The organism is Xanthomonas sp. D-109, from assembly GCF_017746095.1.
GTDB lineage: Bacteria > Pseudomonadota > Gammaproteobacteria > Xanthomonadales > Xanthomonadaceae > Xanthomonas_A > Xanthomonas_A sacchari.
This window is the reverse complement of the sequence record NZ_JAGHWV010000006.1, coordinates 13,284-35,001: the sequence shown is the minus strand read 5'-3', so window position 1 is coordinate 35,001 and position 21,718 is coordinate 13,284. Positions and strand designations below refer to the sequence as shown.

The window sequence follows — 21,718 nt, the reverse complement described above, 5'->3', positions numbered from 1 at the left end:
CGGATGCAACACGGTGGTCGGATCGCGCAACACCGCCCTCCAGGCAATGGCGGCGGCGCGTATGCATGGCGCAACGCATCCGGGTTTGCTCTACGATGGCGGCCCCTTGTCGGCGGCCGATGCCGGTCGCCAGCGGAGTCTTGCCGATGACAGCATCCTCTTCCCCGCGCCGCGCCCTGGTCACCGGCGGCAGTGGCGATCTCGGTGGCGCGATCTGCGGTGCCCTGGCCGCGCAGGGCCTGCACGTGATCGTGCATGCCAATGCCAACGTCGCACGCGCCGCGGCGGTGGTGGAGGCGATCGTCGCCGCTGGCGGCAGCGCCGAGGCGGTGGCCTTCGACGTGGCCGACGCCGAGGCCAGCGCGCAGGCGCTGGCGGCGTTGCTGGAGGCCGGCCCGATCCAGGTGCTGGTCAACAACGCCGGCATCCACGACGATGCGCCGATGGCGGGCATGAGTGCGGCGCAGTGGCATAAGGTCATCGACGTCTCGCTGCACGGCTTCTTCCACGTCACCCAGCCGCTGCTGCTGCCGATGGCGCGCACGCGGTGGGGCCGCATCGTCAGCGTGTCCTCGGTGGCGGCGGTGCTGGGCAACCGCGGGCAGACCAACTACGCCGCGGCCAAGGCCGCGCTGCATGGCGCCAGCATGTCGCTGGCGCGGGAAATGGCCAGCCGCGGCATCAGCGTCAACGTGGTCGCGCCGGGCGTGATCCAGGGCGCGATGGCCGACAGTGCCTTCCCGGCGGAAGCGATCAAGCAGATGGTCCCGGCCGGGCGCCCGGGCAAGCCGGAGGAAGTGGCCGCGCTGGTCGCCTTCCTGTGTTCGGACGCGGCCGCCTACATCAACGGGCAGGTCATCGGCATCAACGGCGGCATGGGCTGACGACCGCGCGGCCGTTGCGTCGCCATGCCGGCGGCGCAACGGCGGCCTGCCCTCAGCGGCAGACGAAGCTGGACGCCGCCTCCACGTCGCCGCCGACGTAGCGCGCCACCTGCGGATACGGGCACAGCGGGCGGCTGCGCTGGCTGCTCCAGCTTGCCGGTACCTCGGCATTGGGCGCGGCGCTGCCGCTGCCGCGCGCGCTGGCGACGATCGCGTCCGGCGCCTGGCCCTGCTCGACCCAGGCCACCAGCGGTGTCAGTGCGTCGAACTGGTCGGTGGCCGGTCCGCCGGCGCAATGGGCCATCGCCGGCACCGCGAACAGGCGCGCGTAGCTGGCGGCATCGGCGTCGGCCGTGCGCAGGCGGTCGTACCAGGCCGCGGTGTCGGCGAAGGAGAAGATGCCGTCGCCGGTGCCGTGGTAGACCAGCAGCTTGCCGCCGCGCGCCTTCAGCGTGCCCAGCCGGGTCTCGTTGGGCGGGGTCATGTACGACCAGGCCGATTCGCGGAAGGGGCCGGCCGTGGCGAAGATCTTCGGCGCGTCGCGGTCCATGTCGAACTGCAGCGCATACCGCTTCAGGTCCTGCAGCACCGCCGGATCCTCCGGCGGGGTGACGAAGCCGAAGGCCACCGATCCGGGCACCAGGGTCAGCGAGGCGTCCTGTCGCCAGCCGGCCCAGTCGCCGCTGGCGATGCCCGGGTCGTAGGGGAAGGGCGCGTACAGCGGCGTGCCGGCGCTGTTGCGCACGCCGGCGTGGATGGCACCGAGCGCGCGCTTCTGCGCCGGGGTCAGGCATTGCCCGGTGCGCCCGGCGCTGCCGCAGGTGGCGACGTCGCGATTCAGGTCGAAGCGGCGCTGGCAGGCGACCACGTCCTGCACCATGCCGTCGCGCACCCCGTCCAGCGCATCGCAGGTGGCGACGATGCGTTCGGCTACCAGGCTGCGCTCGGCGGCGTTCAGGCCGCTGCGCGTGTCGCTGCCGCCGGCCAGCGCCGCCAGTTGCTGGGCCGCGGCCAGGTCGGCGATCGCCGCCTTGGGCAAATGGAATCCGGGGTCGCCGACCAGGATGCCGTCGTAGTCCTGCGCGTCGCGCGCGGCGGCGACCATGCCGTGGCGGCCGCCGTTGGAGCAGCCGCCGAAGTAGCTGTAGTCCGGCGCCTTGCCGTAGGCGATCTGCACCACGCGCTTGGCCATCGGGGTCAGCGCCTGCACCGCCTGGTAGCCGTAGTCCAGCCGCGCCTGCGGATCGCGGCCGAACAGCGGGTTCTGCGCGTTGCTGTGCCCGGCATCGGAACTGATGACCGCAAAGCCCATGCGCAGCGGGTTGTCGCGCTGGCCGCCGCCGCCGATGTCGCCGAGCGCGGGCACCACGTTGCCGTCCAGGCCGCCGTTGGCCTGGTAGAAGAAGCGCCCGTTCCATGCGGCCGGCAGGCGCATCTCGAAGCCGATCGCATAGGACTGGCCGTCGGTGCCGACGCGTTCGTGCATCAGGCCGGTGACCTGGCAATGCGCGCCGATCGGCTGGCCACCCACCTGCAGGGCGCCGGCAGCCACGCTGTGCACCGCGGTGAAGCGGGTGCCGGGGTAGGCGAGCCGGCTCGCCAGCGCGTCGCAGGATTGTTGCAGCGGTGCCGGGGTGGCCGGTGCGCGCGGAGCCTTCTGCGCATGGGCGGTGGTCGGGGCGGCCAGAGCAGCCAGGGGCAGGGCCAGGGCGAGCAGCGTGGAGCGCATGGAGTTCTCCTGAGGGGCGCCGGGCGCGGGGGGCCTGTGTCGCGCCGGTGGCGCGGGGCGTCAACCGGGGTGCGTGCGAAAACGCGAATGCGTGGGCGATATTCGCCCGATGTGACGCGTGCCGCGCAATGGAGGCGCCCGCTGGGCGTGCCGCGGCGGCGGGCGGAGCGCGCGTTGTTGCAGGGCGGCATGCCCCTGCGCGTGGATCAGGCGGCGTCCGCGTACCAGGCGGGCGACAGCACCGGCAGCGGCGTCGCCGCATCGCGGCAGGCGTCCAGCAGGCCGTGGTCGGCCAGCGTCGGATGCTGCTGACGGGCGCGCGCCAGGATCTCTCCGGCCAGTTCCGCCATGCGCGCGACGTTGCCGTGCAGGCGGGCGACGAACGCGGCGTCGTCCAGCCGGTCGCTCAGCGCGCGGTTGAGTTCGTGGAACCAGCCGATCAGGTACTGGTCCAGCAGCCGCCCGTCGGCCACCGCCGCAGCCTGCGCGCGGTTGGCCGCGCCCCAGTCGCGCAGCAGCGCCTGCATGCCCAGGTTGAGCGCGCTGGCCTGCTGCAGCGCCGGGCGCAGCCGGCCCAGCACCGCCAGGTCGGCGATGCGGTCGGTGCAGTACAGCGGCGCCAGCAGCGACCAGTAGTAGGTGTAGTCCCAGATCACCTTGACCGGCATCACCTGGGCGTCGCCGAACAGCGGGTACTGGTCCTGGTAGAGGGTCAGGGTGTTCTCGTAGAACGAGAAGTACAACTGCTGGTACAGCTCGGCATACGGCGCGATGTCGCGCCCGGCGCGCTCGCGCCCGATCAGCTCGCAGATGTAGGTGTTGCTGATCGCGATGAAGTCGCTGCCAGGCGAATAGAACGGATCCAGGAACACGCCGGCCTCGCCGGTCAGCGCCCAGCGCTGTGCCGAGAACACCTGCTTGCAGCCGTAGGAGAAGTCGCGCAGGAACAGGAAGTCCTGCACCGTGTGCTCGCTGCGCTCCAGCGTGCTGGCCACCTGCGGCTGGTGCGTGCGCAGCCAGTCCATCGCCTTGGCGTGGGTGTTCATGGTTTCCAGCGGATGCATCGCGGCATCGCAGACGATGCCCAGCGAATGCGCGCCGGAGGACAGCGGGATCAGCCAGAACCAGTAGCCGGGGCCGCACATGTGGTTGGTCGAGCGCCAGCGGTCCGGCGGCGTGCAGCGCTGCAGCCAGGCGCTGTCCTGCGACCAGCCGTTGGGATCGACCAGCCCGTCCACCCGCCACCACACCGCGTTGGCCTGGTGCGCATTGTCCTGGGCCAGCCCGAGCTTGCGCTTGAGCAGGCCGGCGCGGCCGCTGGCATCGATCACCCAGCGCGCCTGCAGGTGGGCGTCGGCGCCGTCGCGGCTGTAGCGCACGCAATGGTCGCCGTCGTCCTCGGCCAGGTCGACGCCGCGCACCGTGCTGCCGTCGAGGAACTCCACGCCCATCTCGCGCGCGCGCTGCCCGAGGAAATTCTCGAAGCGGCCGCGGTCGATCTGCCACGACGGCGTGGGCAGCAACTGGCTCACGCCCAGTTCGGTGCACTGGTCGATGTCGGCGCGCCGGTCGGAGAAGAAGAAGCGGAAGCCGAACTTGCGGATCTGTTCGGCATCCAGGTGCTCGCGCAGGCCCAGCACCTCGGCGAAGTAGTGCGCGCCGATCTCCACCGAGGACTCGCCGACCTTGAACGCGGCCTCGCGCACCGGGTGCGCGCGCCGTTCCAGCACGTGGATGCGCAGCTGCGGGTCGCGCTGGCGTAACTGCAGCGCCAGGGTCAGCCCGGCCAGCCCGCCGCCCAGAATCGCCACATCCGCCTGCGCTGCCTTCATGTCGTCTTTTCCTTGGCGACGGCCAGGGGGGCCGTGTCGAGGGTGCCGTCGGCGTCGTCGATCAGCACCGGATTGGCGCGGGTGCGTCGGTATTCGCGCACCACGTGCCCGTAGGTCCACACCTGCACGATCACGTGCGAGGTGATCTTCCACAGATCGCGCACCAGCCGGAAGTGGCTCTTGCGGAACGTGCCGGGGGACTGGCTGGCGTAGCGGGTCTCGATCGGCACCGCCACCACCCGCGCGCCGGCCTGGCGCGCCGCGGAGATCAGCAGTTGCGCCTCGAACACGAAGCCCTCGCCGGGCACGTCGGGCAGGGTGTAGACCGACTGCGGGTACAGGCGCTGGCCGCTCTGGCTGTCGACCAGGCGGAAGCCGCAGCCCCAGGCGATGCCCCAGTCGCCGAAATCGTTGCCGATGCGGCGGATCGGCGGCTGGCTGGCGCGCTTGCGCAGGCGCGCGCCGACGATCACGCAGCCGGGATGGCGGTTGGCCGCGGCCAGCAGCCGCGGGAAATCGGCGGCGCTGTGCTGGCCGTCGCCGTCCATGGTCATCACCGCGCGCGCGCCCTGGCGCTGCGCCTCGGCGAAGCCGCTGCGCAGCGCCGCGCCCTTGCCGCGACGCTGCGGGTGGCGCAGCAGGGTCACCGGCAGGTCGGCGATGCAGTCGCTGGTGCCGTCGTCGGAGCCGTCGTCGACCACGATCACCCGCGGGCAGTGCGCCAGCGCGTCGCTGACCACCTCGCGGATGCGCAGCCGTTCGTTGAGGGCCGGAATCAGGATCGCGGCGTCGGCGGCGGTCAGCGGCGTGCGGCTCATGCGCGCAGGTCCACCTGCAGGCAGCGGCCGCCGCCGGCGTCGAGCACGCAGCCCGGGCCGCCCAGCGCCAGCGCATCGAACAGCGGCAGCATCGGCGCCATCGCGTTGCCGGCGGCATGCCGCGCCAGCGGGCCGTCGCCGGCCACGGCGGTGCCGTCGCGCAACTGCACCTGCAACTGCGGCTTGCCGTCGCGTGCGCCGGCGCTCAGCACCAGCGCGCCGCCGAGCAGGCCTTCGCTGCGCGCGATGCGGCCCAGCGCGCCCACCGAGCGGCTGTCGTAGCCGACCAGCAGTACCGCGTCCTCGCCCGCGGCCAGTTGCGACAGCGCTTCCAGCAGGCCCTGCGCGAAGCTGCCCGAGTGCGCGCTGATCGCGGTCGCCGCGGCGGTGGCGCCGGCGCCGATGGTCCAGTAGCCGGCGGCGGCGTTGTGCACCGAGTTGTGGAACTTGGTCGGCGACACCGACAGCGGGTCGCTGGCCAGGGTGGTGCACATGTAGTCGGTGATCGCCAGGTCGCCGTGGGTGGAGGTGAACACCGACGGCAGCGTGGCCGGGTCGCGGCCGGCGTCCTGGCAGGCGGCCAGCGCCGCGTCCAGCGACACCGCCACCGTGTCCGGCGCGCGGCGGCGCTCGTTCGGCGCCAGCAACTGCGGCGACGGCCGGCCGGGTGTCTCCAGCGGCGCGCCTTCGCCGCGCGCGAACGCCTGCGCCAGCGTCCACGACGGCAGCCCCGGCGCCCAGAACCCGATGCCTTCGATCGTCGCGTGCAGCATCGGCGTGCTCATGCGCGGCCGAACAGCAGCGAGCAGTTGTTGCCGCCGAAGCCGAAGGAGTTGTTCATCGCGTAGCGGACCTGTGCATGGGCGGTGGCGAAGCGGATCTGCGGGCCGCAGGCGGGGTCGGGCAGTTCGCTGTTGAGGGTGCCGGGCAGCAGGCCGTCGCGCAGCGCCAGCAGGGCAAACACCGACTCGACGATGCCGGCAGCGCCGAGCGTGTGCCCGGTCCAGGCCTTGGTCGAACTGGCGTGCAGGGTCGGCGGGAACAGCGCCGCCACCGCGGCGGCCTCGACGCTGTCGTTGGCCGGGGTCGCGGTGCCGTGCAGGTTCAGGTACCCGATCTCGGCCGGGTCCACGCCGGCGCGCTGCAGCGCACCGCGCATCGCCAGGCCGGCGCCCAGGCCCTGCGGATGCGGCGCGGACATGTGGTGCGCGTCGCTGGATTCGCCGTAGCCGCACAGCAGTGCCTGCGCCGGCGGCGCGTCGACGGCATCGGCGCGTTCCAGCAGCGCGTAGCCGCCGGCCTCGCCCAGCGACAGCCCGACCCGGCGCACGTCGAACGGCCGGCACGGCTCCGGCGACACCACCTGCAGCGAGTTGAAGCCGAACAGCACGCTGCCGCACAGCGTGTCCACGCCGCCGACCAGCGCCGCATCGACCACGCCGGCGGCGATCAGCCGCGCCGCCTGGGCGAACACCTTGGCGCTGGACGAGCAGGCGGTGGCGACAGTGATGCAGGGGCCGCGCAGGCCGGTGGCGGCACGCACGAAATCGCCGAGCGAATGCGGGGTGTGCACGATCGGCCGGTCCAGGTCGGCGGGCATGCGCGGGCCGTCCGCGTCGTGCTCGAGCCGGGTGTAGGCTTCCTCGCTGGCGCCGATGCTGGAGGTGGAGGTGCCCATCACCACCGCCACCCGCTCGGCGCCGTGCCGCTGCGCCGCGGCGGCCACGGCGGCGGCCATGCCGTCCTGCTGCAGCGCCAGCCAGGCCAGACGGTTGTTGCGGCATTCCCAGGCGGCCAGGGCGTCCGGCAGCGCCGCGGTCTCCAGCGCGTCCACCCGGCCGATCCAGCATTCCAGCGGTTGCGGGCCGAAATCGTTGCGACGCAGGCCGCTGCGGCCCTCGCGCAGCGCCGCGGCCTGGGCCTGCAGCCCGCTGCCGAGCGCGTTGGTCGCGGTGTAGGCGCGGATGGCCACCGGGGCCATCCGGGGCGACGAGGACGCTTCGGTCACGCGGTCTTCCATACAAGGACAATCACCGCAGTATATCGACGCATTCGGTGATGCCGTGAACCGCCAACGAGGCGAACGTGAATGGCGCGCCGCCCTGGATCCGTTCAGCGCAGGGCCGGCGTGCGCTTTCGCCGCTGGCGCATTTCCTCCACAATCGCTTGCCTTTCCACGCCAGGCGCACGCCACGGGCATGCAAGCCTACGTCTACAAAAGCCAACGCAAGCCGGACACCTATCTGTATCTCGCCGCCCGCGACGACTTCGGCCGTCTGCCGCCGGCGCTGCTGGCGTCGCTGCAGCCGCTGGCGTTCGTGCTCGAAGTGGCGCTGACCGCCGAACGCAAACTGGCCCGTGCCGATCCGGCCGCGGTGCGCGCCAACCTCGCCGGCTGCGGCTTCCATCTGCAATTGCCGCCGTCCCTGCCCGGCATCACCGATCGACACGATGACTGACTCCTTTCTCCGCGCGCGTGCGCCGATGCTCGCCGCCGCGCTCGGCGCGGTGCTGGCGCTGGCCGCCGGATTCGGCCCGCTGGCCGCCGCGCTGGGCGCCTGGCTGGCGCAGCCGGCGTTCGCCCTGGCGCTGTCCTGGCAGCGCGGCAGCCGGCCGCGTCCGCGCGCGGCGCGCGACTTGGTCGGTGCAGCCGCGCCGCTGCTGGTGCTGTGGGCCGGCGGCATGGCGCTGGTCGCGGTGCTGGTGGCCTGGCCGCTGGCGGCGCTGCACGACAGCGGCAGCCTGGCCGCGGCGCTGGCGCTGAGCGTGGCCGCCAGCGCGGCCCTGCTCGGGCTGTGGCGGACCTGGCCGCTGTGGCACGGCAGCGATGCCGAGGGCGGCGCGCTGGGCGCGCGCTGGCACGCGCTGGCGCAGCAGGACGTGCAGGCCTGGCGCGGGCTGGCGGTGGCCGCGCTGGTGCTGGTGCTGGCCGGGCTCGGCGTGGTGCTGGCCTGGCCGGGGCTGCTCGCCGACGCCGCGCGCTGGCCGCTGGCGCTGGCCTACGCCCTGCTGTCGCCGCTGCTGCACGCCGGCCTGCAACGGGTGGCCCCGCCGCAGGCGCTGACCCCGCCGGTGTCCTCGGCCGACCTGTTCGCCGAACTGAGCGCCAACACCGCGCCGCGCGCCGACGAGCCGCCGCCGGCGCAGGACGAACTGCATGCGGCGCTGTACGACGCCGCCCGCGGCGGCCGCGTCGATCGCGCGCTGCAGTTGCTGCAGGCCGGCGCCGATCCGCACGCGCTGCCCGCCGCCGAGTGGCGCGACCAACGCAGCCTGCCGGTGCTGGCCGCGGTATTGCCGGACCTGCGCCTGCTGCGCGAACTGATCGTGCGCGGGGTCGACGTCAATCGCCCGCACCTGGGCATGACCCCGCTGCTGGCCGCCACCCGCGACAGCTGGCATGGCCGCCCGGAGGCGGTGATGACCCTGCTCGCCAACGGCGCCGACCCGCGCGCCAGCGACGGCGACGGCAACACCCCGCTGCATCACGCCGCACGCAGTTCCGATCCGGGCGTGGCCGCACTGCTGCGCGACGCCGCCGCCGAACTGGACGCGGCCAACCGCGACGGCCTGACCCCGCTGGCGGTGGCCTGCCAGGTCGGCAACTGGCGCATGGCCAAGTTCCTGCTTGAGCGCGGCGCCAAGCCGGAGCCGGCCGAGGCCAGCCCGGTGCTGCTGGCCGCCGCCGGTACCGAGGAAGACGATCCGGCCGGCGTGCAGTTGCTGCTCAAGCACAAGGCGCGGGTCGACGCACGCGATCGCCAGCGCCGCAGCGCGCTGCACGAGGCGGCGCAGGCCGGCCACGTGGAGATCGTGCAGGCCCTGCTCGGCGCCGGCGCCAATCTGGAAGCGCGAGACGCGCTGGGCCGCACGCCGTGGCTGGAAGCCGCTCGCCACGGCCGCGTGGCGGTGCTGGAACGGCTGCTGCCGCACAAGCCGGACCTGACCGCGGTCGACGGCGACGGCCGCAACGCGATCCTGCTGGCCTGCACTGCCGACCACGTCGCCCCCGGCCTGATCCGGCGCCTGCTGGACCTGGGCGTGGCGCCGGCGCAGCCGGACCAGAGCGGCCGCCGCGCCGTCGACCTGGCCGCCGAGGCCGGACGCTGGGCGATCGTGTCCGCGCTGGACCCGGACTATCCGCTGCCGGCCGCGGTCAGCGACGGCCAGGGCGAGAGCGGCCCGGCCGGCCTGCCCGACCGGCCGCCGCTGGAACTGCTGCGCGAAGGCCTGCAACTGGGCCAGCCGCGCGAGGGCCTGGCCGCGCTGGCGCGGCTGTGTGCGCCCGAGGAACTGGGCGCGCTGCTGCACGATGCGCCGCTGGCGCTGAACGCGCAGGCGGTGGACTGGCTGCTGGCGCACGGCGCCGCGCCGGAAGTGCTCGATGCCTGCGGCGACACCCCGATGTTCGCGCTGCTCTCGCGCGGCGTGGAGGCGGTACCCAGCCTGCAGGCGATGCTGCGCCACGGCGTGTCGCCGGCCGGCCGCGGCGGCCTGACCCGGCTGCTGGCCGCCTGCGCCCAGCACGATCACGCCTCGCGCGCGCTGGAACAGTTCGCGCTGGAACTGCTCGAGCGCGGCGCCGATCCGTTCGCGCCGTCGCCGGCCGGCGATCCGCCGCTGTCGCTGGCGGTGCGGCTGGGCTGGTTGCGCCTGCAACTGCAGTTGCTCGAGCGCGGCGCCGACCGCGAGGCGCGCGACAGCCATGGCATGACCGCGCTGCACCTGGCCGCCGCGCTGGGCCGCGAGGCCTCGCTGAAACTGCTGATCCTGCAGGGCGCCTCGCCGGACGCACGCGCCGCCGACGGCCAGACCCCGCTCGGCGTGGCCCTGGCCAGCGGCCGCCGCGACCTGGCCGACTGGCTCGACTGGCGCACCTGGCCGCTGCCGCGGCGCCCGCTGCGCGAGGCCGACGTGCCGGCCGCGGCGATGGTCGGCGACGCCGAGGCGATCCGCCGCCTGATCGACCTCGGCCTGCCGGTGGATGCGGTGGACGCGCAGGGCTGCACCGCGTTGCTGCGTGCCGCCGGTGGCGGCCATGCCGAGGCGGTGAAGCTGCTGCTGGCGCGCGGCGCCGATCTGCAGCACGCCGCGGCCAGCGGCGCCACGCCGCTGTCGGCGGCGGTGAGCATGCGCCAGACCGAGATCGTCGCGGCGTTGCTGCAGGCCGGTGCGCAGATCGAACACCGCCTGCCCGGCGGGGTCACCGTGCTGATGCTGGCCTGCGCGCTGGGCCTGCCGGACATCGCCGCGCGGCTGCTGGCCGCCGGTGCCGACGTGCATGCCGGCGACGCGCAGCAACTGGCGCCGCTGCATTGCGCGGCGCTGTACGGCTTCACCGCGCGCGACAAGACCCGTTTGCTGGCGTTGCTGGACACCTTGCTGCTGGCCGGCGCCGAGGCCGATCGCGGTTCCGCCGGTGGGGTCACGCCGTTGCTGTTGCTGCTGGGCGCGCGCGCCGAACCGGGCACGGCCTGCGAGGAGCCGGTGGTGCTGGCCGGCGTGGAGCGCCTGCTCGACGAGGAGGTCAGCCTGGAGGTGCAGGATCCGCGCGGCTTCGGCCCGCTGCACCTGGCCGCGCTGCACGGCCTGCCGCTGCTGGTGCAGCGCCTGCTGCGCGCTGGCGCCGATCCGGAACTGCGCGATACCTTGAACCGCACCCCGCGCGAGATCGCGGTGATGCGCGGCTTCGTCGACGTCGCCGGGCAGTTCCAGCCGGCGCTGCCGGGCGTGTCGTCGATGGCGCGGTTCCTGCGCGAAAGCCGCTAGCGCTCTTCCTTCTCCCACCGGGAGAAGGTGGCCCAAAGGGCCGGATGAGGGTAGGGCGAAGCCCCTCGCCGCCCATCGCCCCGCGCCTCGTACCGCACCCTCGCTCCGCCCACTCCTCCGATGGGAGAAAGGCTTGCGGCATCGCGGTGCACCGCAGCGCCGAAAAAAATGCCCGCCGGAAGGCGGGCGAACTGCGTCATGGTAGGCACATCGCTGCTTTCGGAACCGCGGCGGGAGGGGCTCCTCCCGCGCACGTGGCGCGGCGGCGAACGGCGCCGCCGCGCGGTCGCGTTACTGCCGTGCGACCACGGTCAGGCCGCTGTAGCTGCCGCTCAGGCGCACGTAGTAGGTCGTGGCGCTGGACGGGGTGAGGCGCACCGTCTGGGTGGTGGTGCCGGCACGGGTGGAGCGCGCGTCGTAGGTGCTGCTGGTCGGCACCTTGCCCGCCGACACGTACATCGCCACGTTGCCGTTGCCGCCGAAGGTCATGAAGCTGACCACGGTGCCGGCGGCGGCCTGGAAGCTGTACAGCGCGTCGCCGCCCTGGCTGCCGAGGCCGCGCATCTCCACCTTGTTGACCAGGGTCTTGGTCGGCGGCACACAGGTGCTGTCCGACGGATTGCATGGCGGGGTGGTGGCCATCTGCAGCAGCATGTCCACGTCCAGGATGCCGGCGCCGATCGGCGTGCTGGTGGGGATCGCCACCGGGAACGGCCGTGCGCTGGCGCGCAGCAGGTCGCGCATGCCGGTCCAGCTGAACGGGGTGGTGGCCACGCTCTGCACCAGCGCCACCGCGGCGGCCACGTGCGGGGAGGCCATCGAGGTGCCGGCCATGCCGCCGATCTGCCAGTCGCTGGTCGGGCTCTGCGAGCCGCCGTTGATCACCTGGAAGATGTAGCCGCCGGGGTTGCCGTCGATGTCGCCGCCGCCGCCCGGCGCGGCGATGTCCACGCGGGTGCCGTAGTTGGAATAGCTCGCGCGGCCGCCGTTGATGCGCGAGGCGCCCACGCTGATCACGCCGTTGCAGGAGGACATGGTGTACGTGGCGGCGTTGGCGTTGGAGTTGCCGGCGGCGACCACGATGATCGTGCCCTTGGCGTTGATCTGGTCGATCGCGTCCTGGTAGATCTGCGGGCAGGTGTCCGGGGAACTGCTGCCCAGGCTCATGTTGATCACCTCGGCCGGGTTCGGGTTGGTCGGCAGGCCGGCGACTGGCAGGCCGGCGGCCCACAGCATGCCGTCGGTGATGTCGCTGCCGAAGCCGCCGCAGGAGCCGAGCACGCGCACCGGCAGGATCTTCGCGTCGTAGGCCAGGCCGGCGGTGGCCAGGTTGTTGTTGGTGACCTGGGCGATGGTGCCGGAGACGTGGCTGCCGTGCCACGAGCTCGGCTCCGGGGCGTTGCCGGAGCCGCCCAGGGCGTTGCAGTAGTCGGCCTCGACCCAGTCGCCCAGATCGTAGCCGCCGGCCACGCGGCCGTCGGTGTCGCGGCGCGAGACGCGGTGGTCGGTGATCATGTCGTAGCCGGGCAGCACGTTGGCGGCCAGGTCCGGATTGTTCTGCGCCACGCCGGTGTCGACCACCGCCACCACCACGCCCTTGCCGGTGGAGCGGGTCCAGCCCTGCTCGGCATTCACCCCGCCGACCGGGTCGTGGAAATTCCACTGCAACTTGGCGTAGGCCGGATCGTTGGGGGTGGTGGAGGCGGCGGCCGCGACGGCGGCCGGCAGGCGCACGCTGGCTTCGTCCAGGCGCTGGTACAGGCGGTCGACCTGCACCGACACCACCGACGGGTCGGCCTTCAGTTCGTTGATGAAGGCGGTGCGCTCGCTGTCGCTGAGGTGGCGCGAGGTCTGCACCACGTGCCAGCCCGGCACCGCCATGTCGCGCAGCACCTTGGCGCTGACGGCGCTGCGTACGGTCAGGCCGTCGCTGGCGATCTGCGCGCGCTGCATGCCGCTGCGTGCCACCGCGCTGCTGAGGGTGGTGGCGAGCAGGCTGCGCGCCTGGGTGCCGCCGTCGCGGGTCTTCACGATGAAGCGCTGGCCCAGGTCGTTGGGGGTGGCCGATTGCGGCACCGGGCCCTGCACGCGGCCCAGGCCGATGGTGGGAGTGGCCGCCTGCGCGCCAGCGGCGAACAGGACGGCGGCGAGGGCAGCGGCGAGCGTGTTGGAAGACATCATCTGCAGATCCTGGAAAAAAGAGGTGATAGGAAGAAAACGGCGGCGCGCGTGGCGCCGCGCGACATCACAGGTCCACGCCCACGCCGATGCCGGCCGAGGACTCGCCGTTGCTGAAGGCGCCGCCCAGGCTGAACGAGGCACGCGCGCCGAGCTTGCGGGCGTAGCCGATCGACAGCGCCTGCTGTCCGCCCTGGAAGCCGGCGCCGACCGACACGCGCCCGCGCGGGCTCTGCGTGCCGGCGGCGTTGACCGCCATGTTGAGCATCGCCGCGCTCATCGCGCCGAGCTTGTCCATGCGCCGGTCCATGCCGTCGAGGCGGTGTTCGGTGTCGGTGCGCAACTGGTTGAAGCTGTCGTCCAGCGCGGTGATGCGGGTGTTGGTGTAGGCGTTGGCGCTGCTCAGGGTGGCGCTGTCGCCGGCGCGCATCTGCGCCACGTTGGCCGCATCGGTGCCGGCGCTGCCGGCGGCGACGTTGGCGATCTGCCGCTCGTTGCCGGCGCTGCCCACCGACACCGTGTTGGCGCGGTCGGCGACCGACCCCTGGCCCAGCGCCACCGCGTTGGCGGCAGTGGCCGAGGCGCCCTGGCCGAGCGCGGTGGCCGAGGCGGCCGAGGCACTGGCGCTCTCGCCGAGCGCCACCGCATTGGTCGCCACGGCGGCAACGCGGGCGTTGGCGCCGACCGCAGTGCTGCCGTCGGCATTGACCGTGGCGTTGCCGCCGATGGCGGTGTCGTTGGGGCCGTAGGCCAGCGCCTGCGCGCCCATCGCCAGGCCGTTGTTGCCGTTGGCGGTTGCCCCGGAACCCACGGCCACGGCATTGGTGCCGGCGCCGGTGCTGGGTGCCGTGGCCGCGCCACCGCCGCCGCCGATGCTGACCCCGCCGGAGCCGCCGATCGCGTCGAGGCGGTTGCCGAAGCCGGTCAGCGCGGTGTCCAGCGCACCCATCGCCGAGCCCAGGTCGGTGTAGTGGCTGCCCTGCACCAGGTAGTTGCCGCCGATCAGGTTGCCGTTGGCATCGACCACGCTGCCGGCGCCGAAGGCGGCGGCGACGTTGCGCAACTGCGCCAGGTTGACCGCATCGGTGTCCATGGTGCCGGCGGCCAGGTTGGTCAGCTGGCGCTCGGCGCCCACCGCACCGATGGACACGGTGTTGTCGCGTTCGGCGACCGAGCCGGCGCCCAGCGCCACGCTGTTGTTGGTGATGGTCGTCTGGTCGTTGACGAACTGCGAGTTGCCGACGCGGGCGCCGGGGCCGATCGCGATCGACCGGTCGCCGAACACGTCCGCGCCGGTGCCCACGGCGATGCTGTCGTAGAACAGCACCGGGGTCTCGCGGAAGAATTCGCCGTTCCACACCATGCCCCCGCCCAGGGCCAGGCTGCGGGTGCCGCCGGCCCAGGAGCCGTTGCCGAGCGCGCTGGAGCCGACGCCGAGGGCGAGCGCGGCCGGGCCGACCGCGGTGGCGTCGTCGCTCTGCGCGTACGCGCTGGGGCCCATGGCCACGCTGTGCGTGCCCAGGGCGCGTGCGCCGTTGCCGAAGGCGGTGGCCCACTCGGCGGTGGCCTGGCTCTGCGCGCCCACCGCCACGGCGGCGTACTGGTTGGCGACCGCGGTGGTGCCCACGGCGACGGTGCGGTTGGCGCTGGCTTCGGCCAGGGCGCCGACCGCGGTGGAACTGTAGGCGGTGGCCAGTGCGCCGCCGCCCAGCGCGGTGGACAGCGGGCCGGTGGCCTGGGTGGCCTGCAACTGGGTGCCTTCCACACCGAAGCCAGGATTCATCTCCTCGCTCACGTCGACGATGCCGCCGACCGCGACGCTGGAGCGGTCGCTGGCGATCGCGCCGGCGCCGGCAGCCACGTTGAACTTGCCGCTGGCCTGGGCGCCGGCGCCCAGCGCGGTCGCGGCCATGCCGGTGGCCGAGGTCTGCTGCAGGATGGTCACGCCGTTGGGCAGCGACGAGTAATCCACGTCGAGCATGCCGCCGATGGCGGTGGTGGAGATCTCGGTGGCCAGGCTGTTGTGGCCGACCGCCAGCGCATGGTCGGCGTAGCCCACCGCACCGCCGCCGATCGCCATGGCGCCGGTCCCCACCGCCGAGGCGGCCTCGCCGGCGGCCAGCGCTTCGTCGCCATCGGCCTCGGCGCCGGCGTTGCTGTCGGCGCTGCCGATGGCCTTGAAGTAGACGCTGGGATCGTAGGTGGTCGCGGCCGGGGTCGCGCTGGCGTCGCTGGGCGTGGTGTCGGTGCCGGTGGACTGGGCGGCGCCGGTCGTCGTCGTGGCGGCGGGCGTCTGCGCCAGGGCCGTCGACGACAGGCACAGCGCACAGGCCAGGGCCAGGGTGCTGGTCGCGCGGGGAATCGGATGACGGGCGGCGGTGCCGCGCAGGGAAGAGCGTGCGTTCATGGCGATCTCGGGCTGGAAAACGACAGGGCAGAAGGTGACGTCGGCGGCGCGCGTGCGCCTCCGCATCGGTCAGGAGTGGTCTGGGAGCAGCGCCGTCGTCCCCGGGCGCGTTCCGTCATGCGAACTTAGGCCCGCCGTCACCGGCTTGTCACCTGCAAGTTCTCGCATGATCATCATCGGATTCTCACTGAACGGGAATGGAGCACGGCGGCATGGCGAAGGCGTTCTGGAACTGGCTGGGCCGCGCGCCGCTGCTGGACGAGGTGGATCGGCGCAACGCGCGGGTGATCCAGTTGCTGCTGCTGTTCCTGGCGGTGACCATTCCCGCCACGCTGGTGATCGCGCTGCTGCTGGCGTGGCCGCAGCTGCGCGGGCAGCCGGTGCAGCCCGGGCTGGTGATCTCGTTGAGCATGAGCCTGTTGATCGGGGTGTGCGCGGCGATCGGTTTCGTGCGCGTACGCCATGGCGCCTTGCGCGGCGGCGTGCGGCTGCTGCTCGGGGCGATGCTCGGTTCGCTGCTGGTCAATGCCGCCATCCACGGCTTCCAGCGGCAGTTGCCGGACCAGTTGGCGCAGATGCTGGTGCTGATCCTGGCCGGGCTGGTGCTCGGGCGCCGCGCGCTGTGGGTCACCTTCGTCGCCTTGCTGCTGATGCTCGGCGTCGGCGTGGGCCGCGATGCCTTGGCCGAACTGGCCGGCGCGCCGTCGCAGGCGCTGTTCAACGTGCTGCCGGTGCTCTTCAGCTACCTGCTGGTGGCGCTGCTGCTGGACCGCACCACCGAGGCGCTGCGCGAGAGCCTGCGCGAGTCCAACGCGCGCGGCCAGCGCCTGCAGCAGGAGATGCAGGAGCGCGAGCGCGCGCAGACCCAACTGATCCACGCGCAGAAGCGCGAGATCACCGAGCGCATGGCCAGCGGCCTGGCCCACGACTTCAACAACATCCTGGCGGTGATGTCCGGCTTCGCCGCCGCGCGCCACGACGACGACCTGGCCGGCGACGCGCAGCGCATCGCGCAACTGGAGGACAGTCTTGCGGCGGTGGAGGAATCGGCCGAGCGCGGCATGACCATCGTGCGTCGCTTGCTGCGCTTCAGCCGCCGCGATGCCGAGCATGTCGAACGCTTCGACGCCGCCACCGCGGTGGAGGCGCTGCAGCCGATGCTGCGGCAGTTGCTGGAGGCGCGGATCGTGCTGCGTTGTTCGCTCCCGGCGGCGCCGGCGCCGATCCGCTTCGAGCGCAGCCAGTTCGACCTGATGCTGCTGAACCTGGCCTCCAACAGCCGCGACGCGATCGCCGACCGCGGTCACTTCGACATCGCCGTCTCCAGTGAGGACGAGGGCACCGTCATCGAGGTCGCCGACGACGGCCACGGCATGCCGGCCGAGGTGGCCGCGCAGGTGTTCGAGCCGTTCTACAGCACCAAGCCCGCCGACAGCGGCACCGGCCTGGGCCTGGCGGTGGTGCGCGATCTGGTGGTGCGCGCCGGTGGCCGCATCCAGGTAAACAGTACGGTGGGCGCGGGCACGCGCTTCCGCATCGTGCTGCCGCATGCCGATGCGGTGCCGGCCGCGGTGCCGGCGTAGGCCTGGCCTGACGCGACGGCCCGCGCCACGCGGCGCACGATGGCGCGGGGCGGATCAGCCGGCAGGATCGAGGATGTAGCCCTTGCCGTGCACCGCGGCCAGCGGCAGCGGTTCGCCGCAGCGGCGCTGCACCTTGCTGCGCAGGCGGTGCACCATCGAATCCAGGCGGTGCGCGTCGAAGTCGTAGACGCGGTCGGTGAGGGCGGCGATCAGCGCCTCGCGCGCCACCAGCAGGCCCGGTTGCTCGAGCAGGCGCAGGCACAGGCGGCGTTCGCTGCCGGTCAGCGCGGCGGCGGCGCCGGACGGCGACAGCAGGCACCAGCCGTCTTCGCTCATCTGCCAGCGCCCGCGCGCCGGCGCCGCCGGCGGACGCCCACTCACGCGCCGCGCCAGGCTGTGCAGGGTCGCGGCGAGCAGGTCGATTTCCACCGGCTTGGACAGGTAGGCGTCGGCGCCGCCGGTCAGGCCACGGATGCGGTCCTCGGTCTGGCCCAGGCTGGTCAGCATGACGATGCCGAGGTCCGGGTACTGCTGCCGCAGCGCGCCGGCCAGGGTGAAGCCATCGGTATCGGGCAGGCCGACATCCAGCACCACGATCTCGGCGCCCTCGCGCTGCACCCGTTGCTGCAGTTCGGCGCCGGTGCCGCAGCCGTCGGCGGCGAAACCGAAGCGGCGCAGGCCCGGTACCAGGATGCGATCGCGCAGTATCGGATCGTCCTCCAGGACCAGAGTGCGCAGGGCGGCGGCAGCGGGATCGGAAGTCATGCGCAGCCGCAGTGTAGCCGCAGCCGCGCGCTTGCGCGCGCCTGAACGGCGTGCCGCGGCGATTACGCGATGCAAACACCGGCGCTGGCAGACTCGCCGCTCCTCCGTCCCGGCGCCGACGATGGCCTCGCGAATCGAAGACTACGCCATGCTCGGCAACTGCCGCAGCGCGGCCCTGGTGGACCGTTGCGGCTCGATCGATTGGCTGTGTCTGCCGCGCTTCGATTCCGATGCCCTGTTCGCCGCCCTGCTCGGCGAGCCCGACCACGGCCGCTGGGCGATCGCGCCGCAGGGCGGCTACACCAGCACCCGCGCGTACCGCGACGGCAGCCTGGTGCTGGAGACGCGGTTCGAGACCGACACCGGCGCAGTGGCGCTGCTCGACTTCATGGTCGCCAGCCACGACGAGGTGATGCACAACCATGTGGTGCGGATCGTGCGCGGCCTGCACGGCACGGTGCCGCTGCGCATGCAACTGCAGTTGCGCTTCAACTACGGCCGCACCATTCCCTGGGTCTCGCAGATCGATGGCGGCCTGCAGGCGGTGGCCGGGCCGGACCAGATCGCCGTGCGCAGCCCGCAGGCCATGCACGGCCATGGCTTCGCCACCGAGGCCGAGTTCGTGCTGGAGGCCGGCGAGAGCACCTGGTTCGTGCTCAGCCACGGCGCCTCGCACCTGGAACTGCCGCCGCTGCTGGAGCCGGAGCAGGCGCTGGCGCAGACCGAGGCGTTCTGGCACGGCTGGTCGCACCGCTGCCTGCATGCCGGCCCGTGGACCGAGGCGGTGCGGCGCTCGCTGGTGGTGTTGAAGGGCTTGAGCTATCTGCCCACCGGCGCCATCGTCGCCGCGCCGACCACTTCGCTGCCCGAACGCCTGGGTGGCGAGCGCAACTGGGACTACCGCTTCTGCTGGTTGCGCGATGCGGTGTTCACCCTCACCGCATTGCGCGCGGCCGGCTACTTCGACGAGGCCGCCGCCTTCCACGGCTGGCTGCAGCGCACCGTGGCCGGCTCGCCCGACCAGTTGCAGGCGCTGTATGGCATCGGCGGCGAGCGGCGCATGTCCGAATGGACGGTGGACTGGCTGCCCGGCTACGAAGGCGCCTCGCCGGTGCGCGTGGGCAACGCCGCGGTCGGCCAGTTCCAGCTCGACGTCTATGGCGAGGTGATCGCCGCGTTCCACCGCGGCCACCACGAGGGCATGGCCACGGCGGTGCATGGCCGCTCGCTGGCGCGGCAGTTGCTGGAGGTGCTGGAGCAGCGCTGGCGCGAGCCGGACGAGGGCATCTGGGAGATCCGCGACAAGCGCCAGCACTTCGTGCATTCCAAGGTGATGGCGTGGCTGGCGTTCGACTGCGGCGCGCGCGACGGCGTCACCGACGCCGATGCCGCGCAACGCGCGCACTGGCGCGCGCTGGCCGACGAGATCCACGCGCAGGTGCTGGCGCAGGGTGTGCACCGTGACGGCTACTTCGTGCAGAGCTACGGCAGCGAGCGGCTGGACGCGGCGACGCTGCTGATCCCGCTGGTCGGCTTCCTGCCGCCGGACGATCCGCGCGTGGCCGCGACCGCCGACGCCATCGCCGCACGCCTGAGCATCGACGGCCTGGTCGAGCGCTATCGCGCCGACGACGCCAGCGGCGACGGCCTGCCGGCCGGCGAGGGCACCTTCATCGCCTGCAGCTTCTGGCTGGTGGAGAACTACGCGCTGCTCGGCCGCCGCGAGCAGGCGCGCGCGCTGTTCGAGCGTCTGCTCACGCTGTGCAACGATGTCGGCCTGCTGGCCGAGGAGTACGACCCGCGCAGCGGCCGCATGCTCGGCAATTTCCCGCAGGGCTATTCGCACGTGGCGCTGGTCCACGCGGCGCTGCGCCTGCATGGCTTGATCGGCGAACAGGACACCCATCCATGAGCGATGCCTCCCAGACCACCCCTCCCTGCCTGATCGTGGTGTTCGGCGCGCGCGGCGACCTGACCCGCCGCCTGGTGCTGCCGGCGTTGTACAACCTGCGCCACAGCGGTGCATTGCCCGAGGAATTCGCGGTGATCGGCGTGGACCACGGCGCGGTCAGCGAAGTGGCCTGGCGGCGCATGCTCGGCGATGCGATGCGCGGGCTGATGGCCGACCGCGACGCCGAGTTCAAGGCCGATGGCCTGGACGAGGAGGTGTGGGGCTGGCTGCGCTCCCGTCTGCATTACCTGCGCGGCGACTTCAACGACGCAGCCACCTATCGCAGCCTGGGCGCGCTGCTGGAAAAGATCGGCGCGCAGTACCGCACCGGCGGCAACGTGCTGTTCTACCTGGCCACCGCGGCGCGCTTCTTCGCGCCGGTGATCGAACAGCTGGGGGCGGCCGGGCTGGTCAAGCAGAGCGCCAACGGCGGCTGGCGCCGGGTGATCGTGGAGAAGCCGTTCGGCCACGACCTGCAGAGCGCGCGCGAGCTCAATGCCATCGTCGGCCGCGTGCTCGACGAGGACCAGGTGTTCCGCATCGACCATTTCCTGGGCAAGGAAACGGTGCAGAACATCCTCGCCTTCCGCTTCGCCAACGGCCTGTTCGAGCCGGTGTGGAACCGCGACCGCATCGACCACGTGCAGATCACCGCGGCCGAGACGATCGGCGTGGAAGGCCGCGGCGGCTTCTACGATCCCACCGGCTGCCTGCGCGACATGGTGCCCAACCACCTGTTCCAGCTGCTGGCGATGATCGCGATGGAGCCGCCGGCGGCGTTCACCCCGGCGGCGATGCTGCGCCGGCGCGCCGAGGTGATCGAGGCGGTGCGGCCGCTGAGTCCGGCCGACGTGGTGCGCGGCCAGTACGCGGCCGGTGCGATCGGCCGCAACGCGGTGCCCGGCTACCGCGAGGAAGACACGGTGCCGCCGGATTCCAACACCGAGACCTACGTGGCGATGAAGCTGCAGGTGGACACCTGGCGCTGGGCCGGCGTGCCGTTCTACCTGCGCACCGGCAAGCGCCTGCGCGAGCGCACCACCGAGATCGCGATCCGCTTCAAGCCGGCGCCGCTTGCGCCGCTGCGCAGCGCCGAGATCGGCGGCTACGGCCCGGACTGGCTGGTGCTGCACATCCAGCCGGACGAGGGCATCTCGCTGCAGTTCGACGTCAAGCGCCCGGGCGCGCGGGTCAGCCTGGCGCCGGTGCGCATGGACTTCCGCTACCGCGACTGGTTCCCCAAGGAATACACGGTGGGCTACGAACGCCTGCTGCAGGACTGCATGCATGGCGAGGCCGGCCTGTTCCAGGACGCGACCATGGTCGAGGCGGCATGGACCATCGTGCAGCCGATCCTCGACGCCTGGCAGACCTCGGCCGACGAAACCCCGCAGTACCCGGCCGGCAGTGCCGGCCCGGCGGCGGCCGATGCGCTGCTGGCGCTCAACGGCGGCCATACCTGGCGCACCCTGACCGCCGGGCGCCGCCCGCCGCCGCGGCGCCCGCCCGAAGCCACCGCCACGACCGAGACCCGGCCAGTGACGCCGGCGCCGAAGCGTCGCGAGGCCAAGGCGGGTGATGCCTCGGCTTCCGCGAAGCCAGGCAAGTCGACCAAGCGCGAGACTGCCTCGGCGCCAGCGAAGAAGCCGGCGGCCAAGAAGGTCGCCAAGAAGGCCGCGAAGGAGGTCGCGAAGAAAACCGTCAAGCGTGTGGCCAACAGCACCGCGAAGCGTCCCGCGCGCAAGCGCTGAAGCGGTGCTCCGGGCACTGGCATGAGCGCCAGTGTCCGGGGAGATGCCGCC

Annotated in this window: 14 protein-coding genes; 6 read left to right on the top strand and 8 right to left on the bottom strand. The window is 72.8% G+C overall.

What is annotated here, in order from left to right; genetic code table 11:
• Nucleotides 1–146: 146 nt before the first annotated feature.
• Nucleotides 147–884, top strand: coding sequence for a 3-oxoacyl-ACP reductase FabG (fabG, locus tag J7357_RS06350; RefSeq protein WP_209245455.1), 738 nt, complete (start codon nt 147–149; stop codon nt 882–884).
• Nucleotides 885–936: 52 nt separating this feature from the next.
• Here the strand turns inward: fabG and J7357_RS06345 are convergent, their stop codons facing one another.
• The 5 genes from J7357_RS06345 to J7357_RS06325 form a co-directional block, all read right to left on the bottom strand.
• Entirely contained in the window at nt 937–2,613 is a 1,677-nt protein-coding gene (locus tag J7357_RS06345) for a tannase/feruloyl esterase family alpha/beta hydrolase (RefSeq protein ID WP_209245454.1), read from the bottom strand.
• Between the two features lie 206 nt (nt 2,614–2,819).
• Nucleotides 2,820–4,445 carry a tryptophan 7-halogenase gene (locus J7357_RS06340; protein ID WP_209245453.1) on the bottom strand — a complete coding sequence of 542 codons (1,626 nt, stop codon included), beginning with the start codon at nt 4,443–4,445 and terminating at the stop codon, nt 2,820–2,822.
• Nucleotides 4,442–5,263, bottom strand: coding sequence for a glycosyltransferase family 2 protein (locus tag J7357_RS06335; RefSeq protein WP_209245452.1), 822 nt, complete (start codon nt 5,261–5,263; stop codon nt 4,442–4,444). The genes J7357_RS06340 and J7357_RS06335 overlap by 4 nt, the downstream gene beginning before the upstream one ends.
• Nucleotides 5,260–6,036 (bottom strand): beta-ketoacyl synthase chain length factor, encoded by a 777-nt coding sequence (locus J7357_RS06330; RefSeq protein ID WP_209245645.1) that lies wholly within the window; start codon nt 6,034–6,036, stop codon nt 5,260–5,262. The genes J7357_RS06335 and J7357_RS06330 overlap by 4 nt, the downstream gene beginning before the upstream one ends.
• A gap of 8 nt (nt 6,037–6,044) precedes the next feature.
• Complete coding sequence (locus J7357_RS06325) at nt 6,045–7,244, bottom strand: beta-ketoacyl-[acyl-carrier-protein] synthase family protein (RefSeq protein ID WP_209245644.1); 1,200 nt, start codon at nt 7,242–7,244, stop codon at nt 6,045–6,047.
• Between the two features lie 217 nt (nt 7,245–7,461).
• Here J7357_RS06325 and J7357_RS06320 point away from each other — a divergent pair, with 217 nt between their 5' ends.
• A complete protein-coding gene (locus J7357_RS06320; RefSeq protein WP_209245451.1) occupies nt 7,462–7,722 on the top strand; it encodes a YcgL domain-containing protein in 261 nt (86 codons plus the stop codon).
• Nucleotides 7,715–11,032, top strand: a complete 3,318-nt coding sequence (locus J7357_RS06315; RefSeq protein ID WP_209245450.1) for an ankyrin repeat domain-containing protein — start codon at nt 7,715–7,717, stop codon at nt 11,030–11,032. Before J7357_RS06320 ends, J7357_RS06315 begins: the two co-directional genes overlap by 8 nt.
• A 291-nt stretch (nt 11,033–11,323) precedes the next feature.
• Here J7357_RS06315 and J7357_RS06310 read toward each other — a convergent pair whose 3' ends face one another.
• Both J7357_RS06310 and J7357_RS06305 read right to left on the bottom strand, forming a co-directional pair.
• Nucleotides 11,324–13,213: a S8 family serine peptidase gene (locus J7357_RS06310; RefSeq protein ID WP_209245449.1), complete on the bottom strand. Its 1,890-nt coding sequence runs from the start codon at nt 13,211–13,213 to the stop codon at nt 11,324–11,326.
• A 64-nt stretch (nt 13,214–13,277) separates the two neighbouring features.
• Nucleotides 13,278–15,617 carry a YadA-like family protein gene (locus J7357_RS06305; RefSeq protein WP_209245448.1) on the bottom strand — a complete coding sequence of 780 codons (2,340 nt, stop codon included), beginning with the start codon at nt 15,615–15,617 and terminating at the stop codon, nt 13,278–13,280.
• Between the two features lie 212 nt (nt 15,618–15,829).
• Between J7357_RS06305 and J7357_RS06300 the strand changes: the two genes are divergently transcribed.
• Nucleotides 15,830–17,200: a HAMP domain-containing sensor histidine kinase gene (locus J7357_RS06300; RefSeq protein ID WP_244667324.1), complete on the top strand. Its 1,371-nt coding sequence runs from the start codon at nt 15,830–15,832 to the stop codon at nt 17,198–17,200.
• A gap of 54 nt (nt 17,201–17,254) precedes the next feature.
• On the opposite strand, the gene J7357_RS06295 is transcribed toward J7357_RS06300, so the two are convergent.
• Nucleotides 17,255–17,965: a response regulator transcription factor gene (locus J7357_RS06295; protein ID WP_010341557.1), complete on the bottom strand. Its 711-nt coding sequence runs from the start codon at nt 17,963–17,965 to the stop codon at nt 17,255–17,257.
• Nucleotides 17,966–18,086: 121 nt separating this feature from the next.
• Between J7357_RS06295 and J7357_RS06290 the strand changes: the two genes are divergently transcribed.
• On the top strand, nt 18,087–19,877 hold the full coding sequence (locus J7357_RS06290; protein ID WP_209245446.1) for a glycoside hydrolase family 15 protein: 1,791 nt from the start codon (nt 18,087–18,089) through the stop codon (nt 19,875–19,877).
• Nucleotides 19,874–21,667, top strand: coding sequence for a glucose-6-phosphate dehydrogenase (gene zwf, locus J7357_RS06285; protein ID WP_209245445.1), 1,794 nt, complete (start codon nt 19,874–19,876; stop codon nt 21,665–21,667). Before J7357_RS06290 ends, zwf begins: the two co-directional genes overlap by 4 nt.
• Nucleotides 21,668–21,718: the final 51 nt, after the last annotated feature.

Bases quoted from the DNA above. Each gene is read 5' to 3' on its own strand.
- fabG (WP_209245455.1), top strand. From the start codon at position 147: ATGACAGCATCCTCTTCCCCGCGCCGCGCCCTGGTCACCGGCGGCAGT.
- J7357_RS06345 (WP_209245454.1), bottom strand. From the start codon at position 2,613: ATGCGCTCCACGCTGCTCGCCCTGGCCCTGCCCCTGGCTGCTCTGGCC.
- J7357_RS06340 (WP_209245453.1), bottom strand. From the start codon at position 4,445: ATGAAGGCAGCGCAGGCGGATGTGGCGATTCTGGGCGGCGGGCTGGCC.
- J7357_RS06335 (WP_209245452.1), bottom strand. From the start codon at position 5,263: ATGAGCCGCACGCCGCTGACCGCCGCCGACGCCGCGATCCTGATTCCG.
- J7357_RS06330 (WP_209245645.1), bottom strand. From the start codon at position 6,036: ATGCTGCACGCGACGATCGAAGGCATCGGGTTCTGGGCGCCGGGGCTG.
- J7357_RS06325 (WP_209245644.1), bottom strand. From the start codon at position 7,244: ATGGCCCCGGTGGCCATCCGCGCCTACACCGCGACCAACGCGCTCGGC.
- J7357_RS06320 (WP_209245451.1), top strand. From the start codon at position 7,462: ATGCAAGCCTACGTCTACAAAAGCCAACGCAAGCCGGACACCTATCTG.
- J7357_RS06315 (WP_209245450.1), top strand. From the start codon at position 7,715: ATGACTGACTCCTTTCTCCGCGCGCGTGCGCCGATGCTCGCCGCCGCG.
- J7357_RS06310 (WP_209245449.1), bottom strand. From the start codon at position 13,213: ATGATGTCTTCCAACACGCTCGCCGCTGCCCTCGCCGCCGTCCTGTTC.
- J7357_RS06305 (WP_209245448.1), bottom strand. From the start codon at position 15,617: ATGAACGCACGCTCTTCCCTGCGCGGCACCGCCGCCCGTCATCCGATT.
- J7357_RS06300 (WP_244667324.1), top strand. From the start codon at position 15,830: ATGGCGAAGGCGTTCTGGAACTGGCTGGGCCGCGCGCCGCTGCTGGAC.
- J7357_RS06295 (WP_010341557.1), bottom strand. From the start codon at position 17,965: ATGACTTCCGATCCCGCTGCCGCCGCCCTGCGCACTCTGGTCCTGGAG.
- J7357_RS06290 (WP_209245446.1), top strand. From the start codon at position 18,087: ATGGCCTCGCGAATCGAAGACTACGCCATGCTCGGCAACTGCCGCAGC.
- zwf (WP_209245445.1), top strand. From the start codon at position 19,874: ATGAGCGATGCCTCCCAGACCACCCCTCCCTGCCTGATCGTGGTGTTC.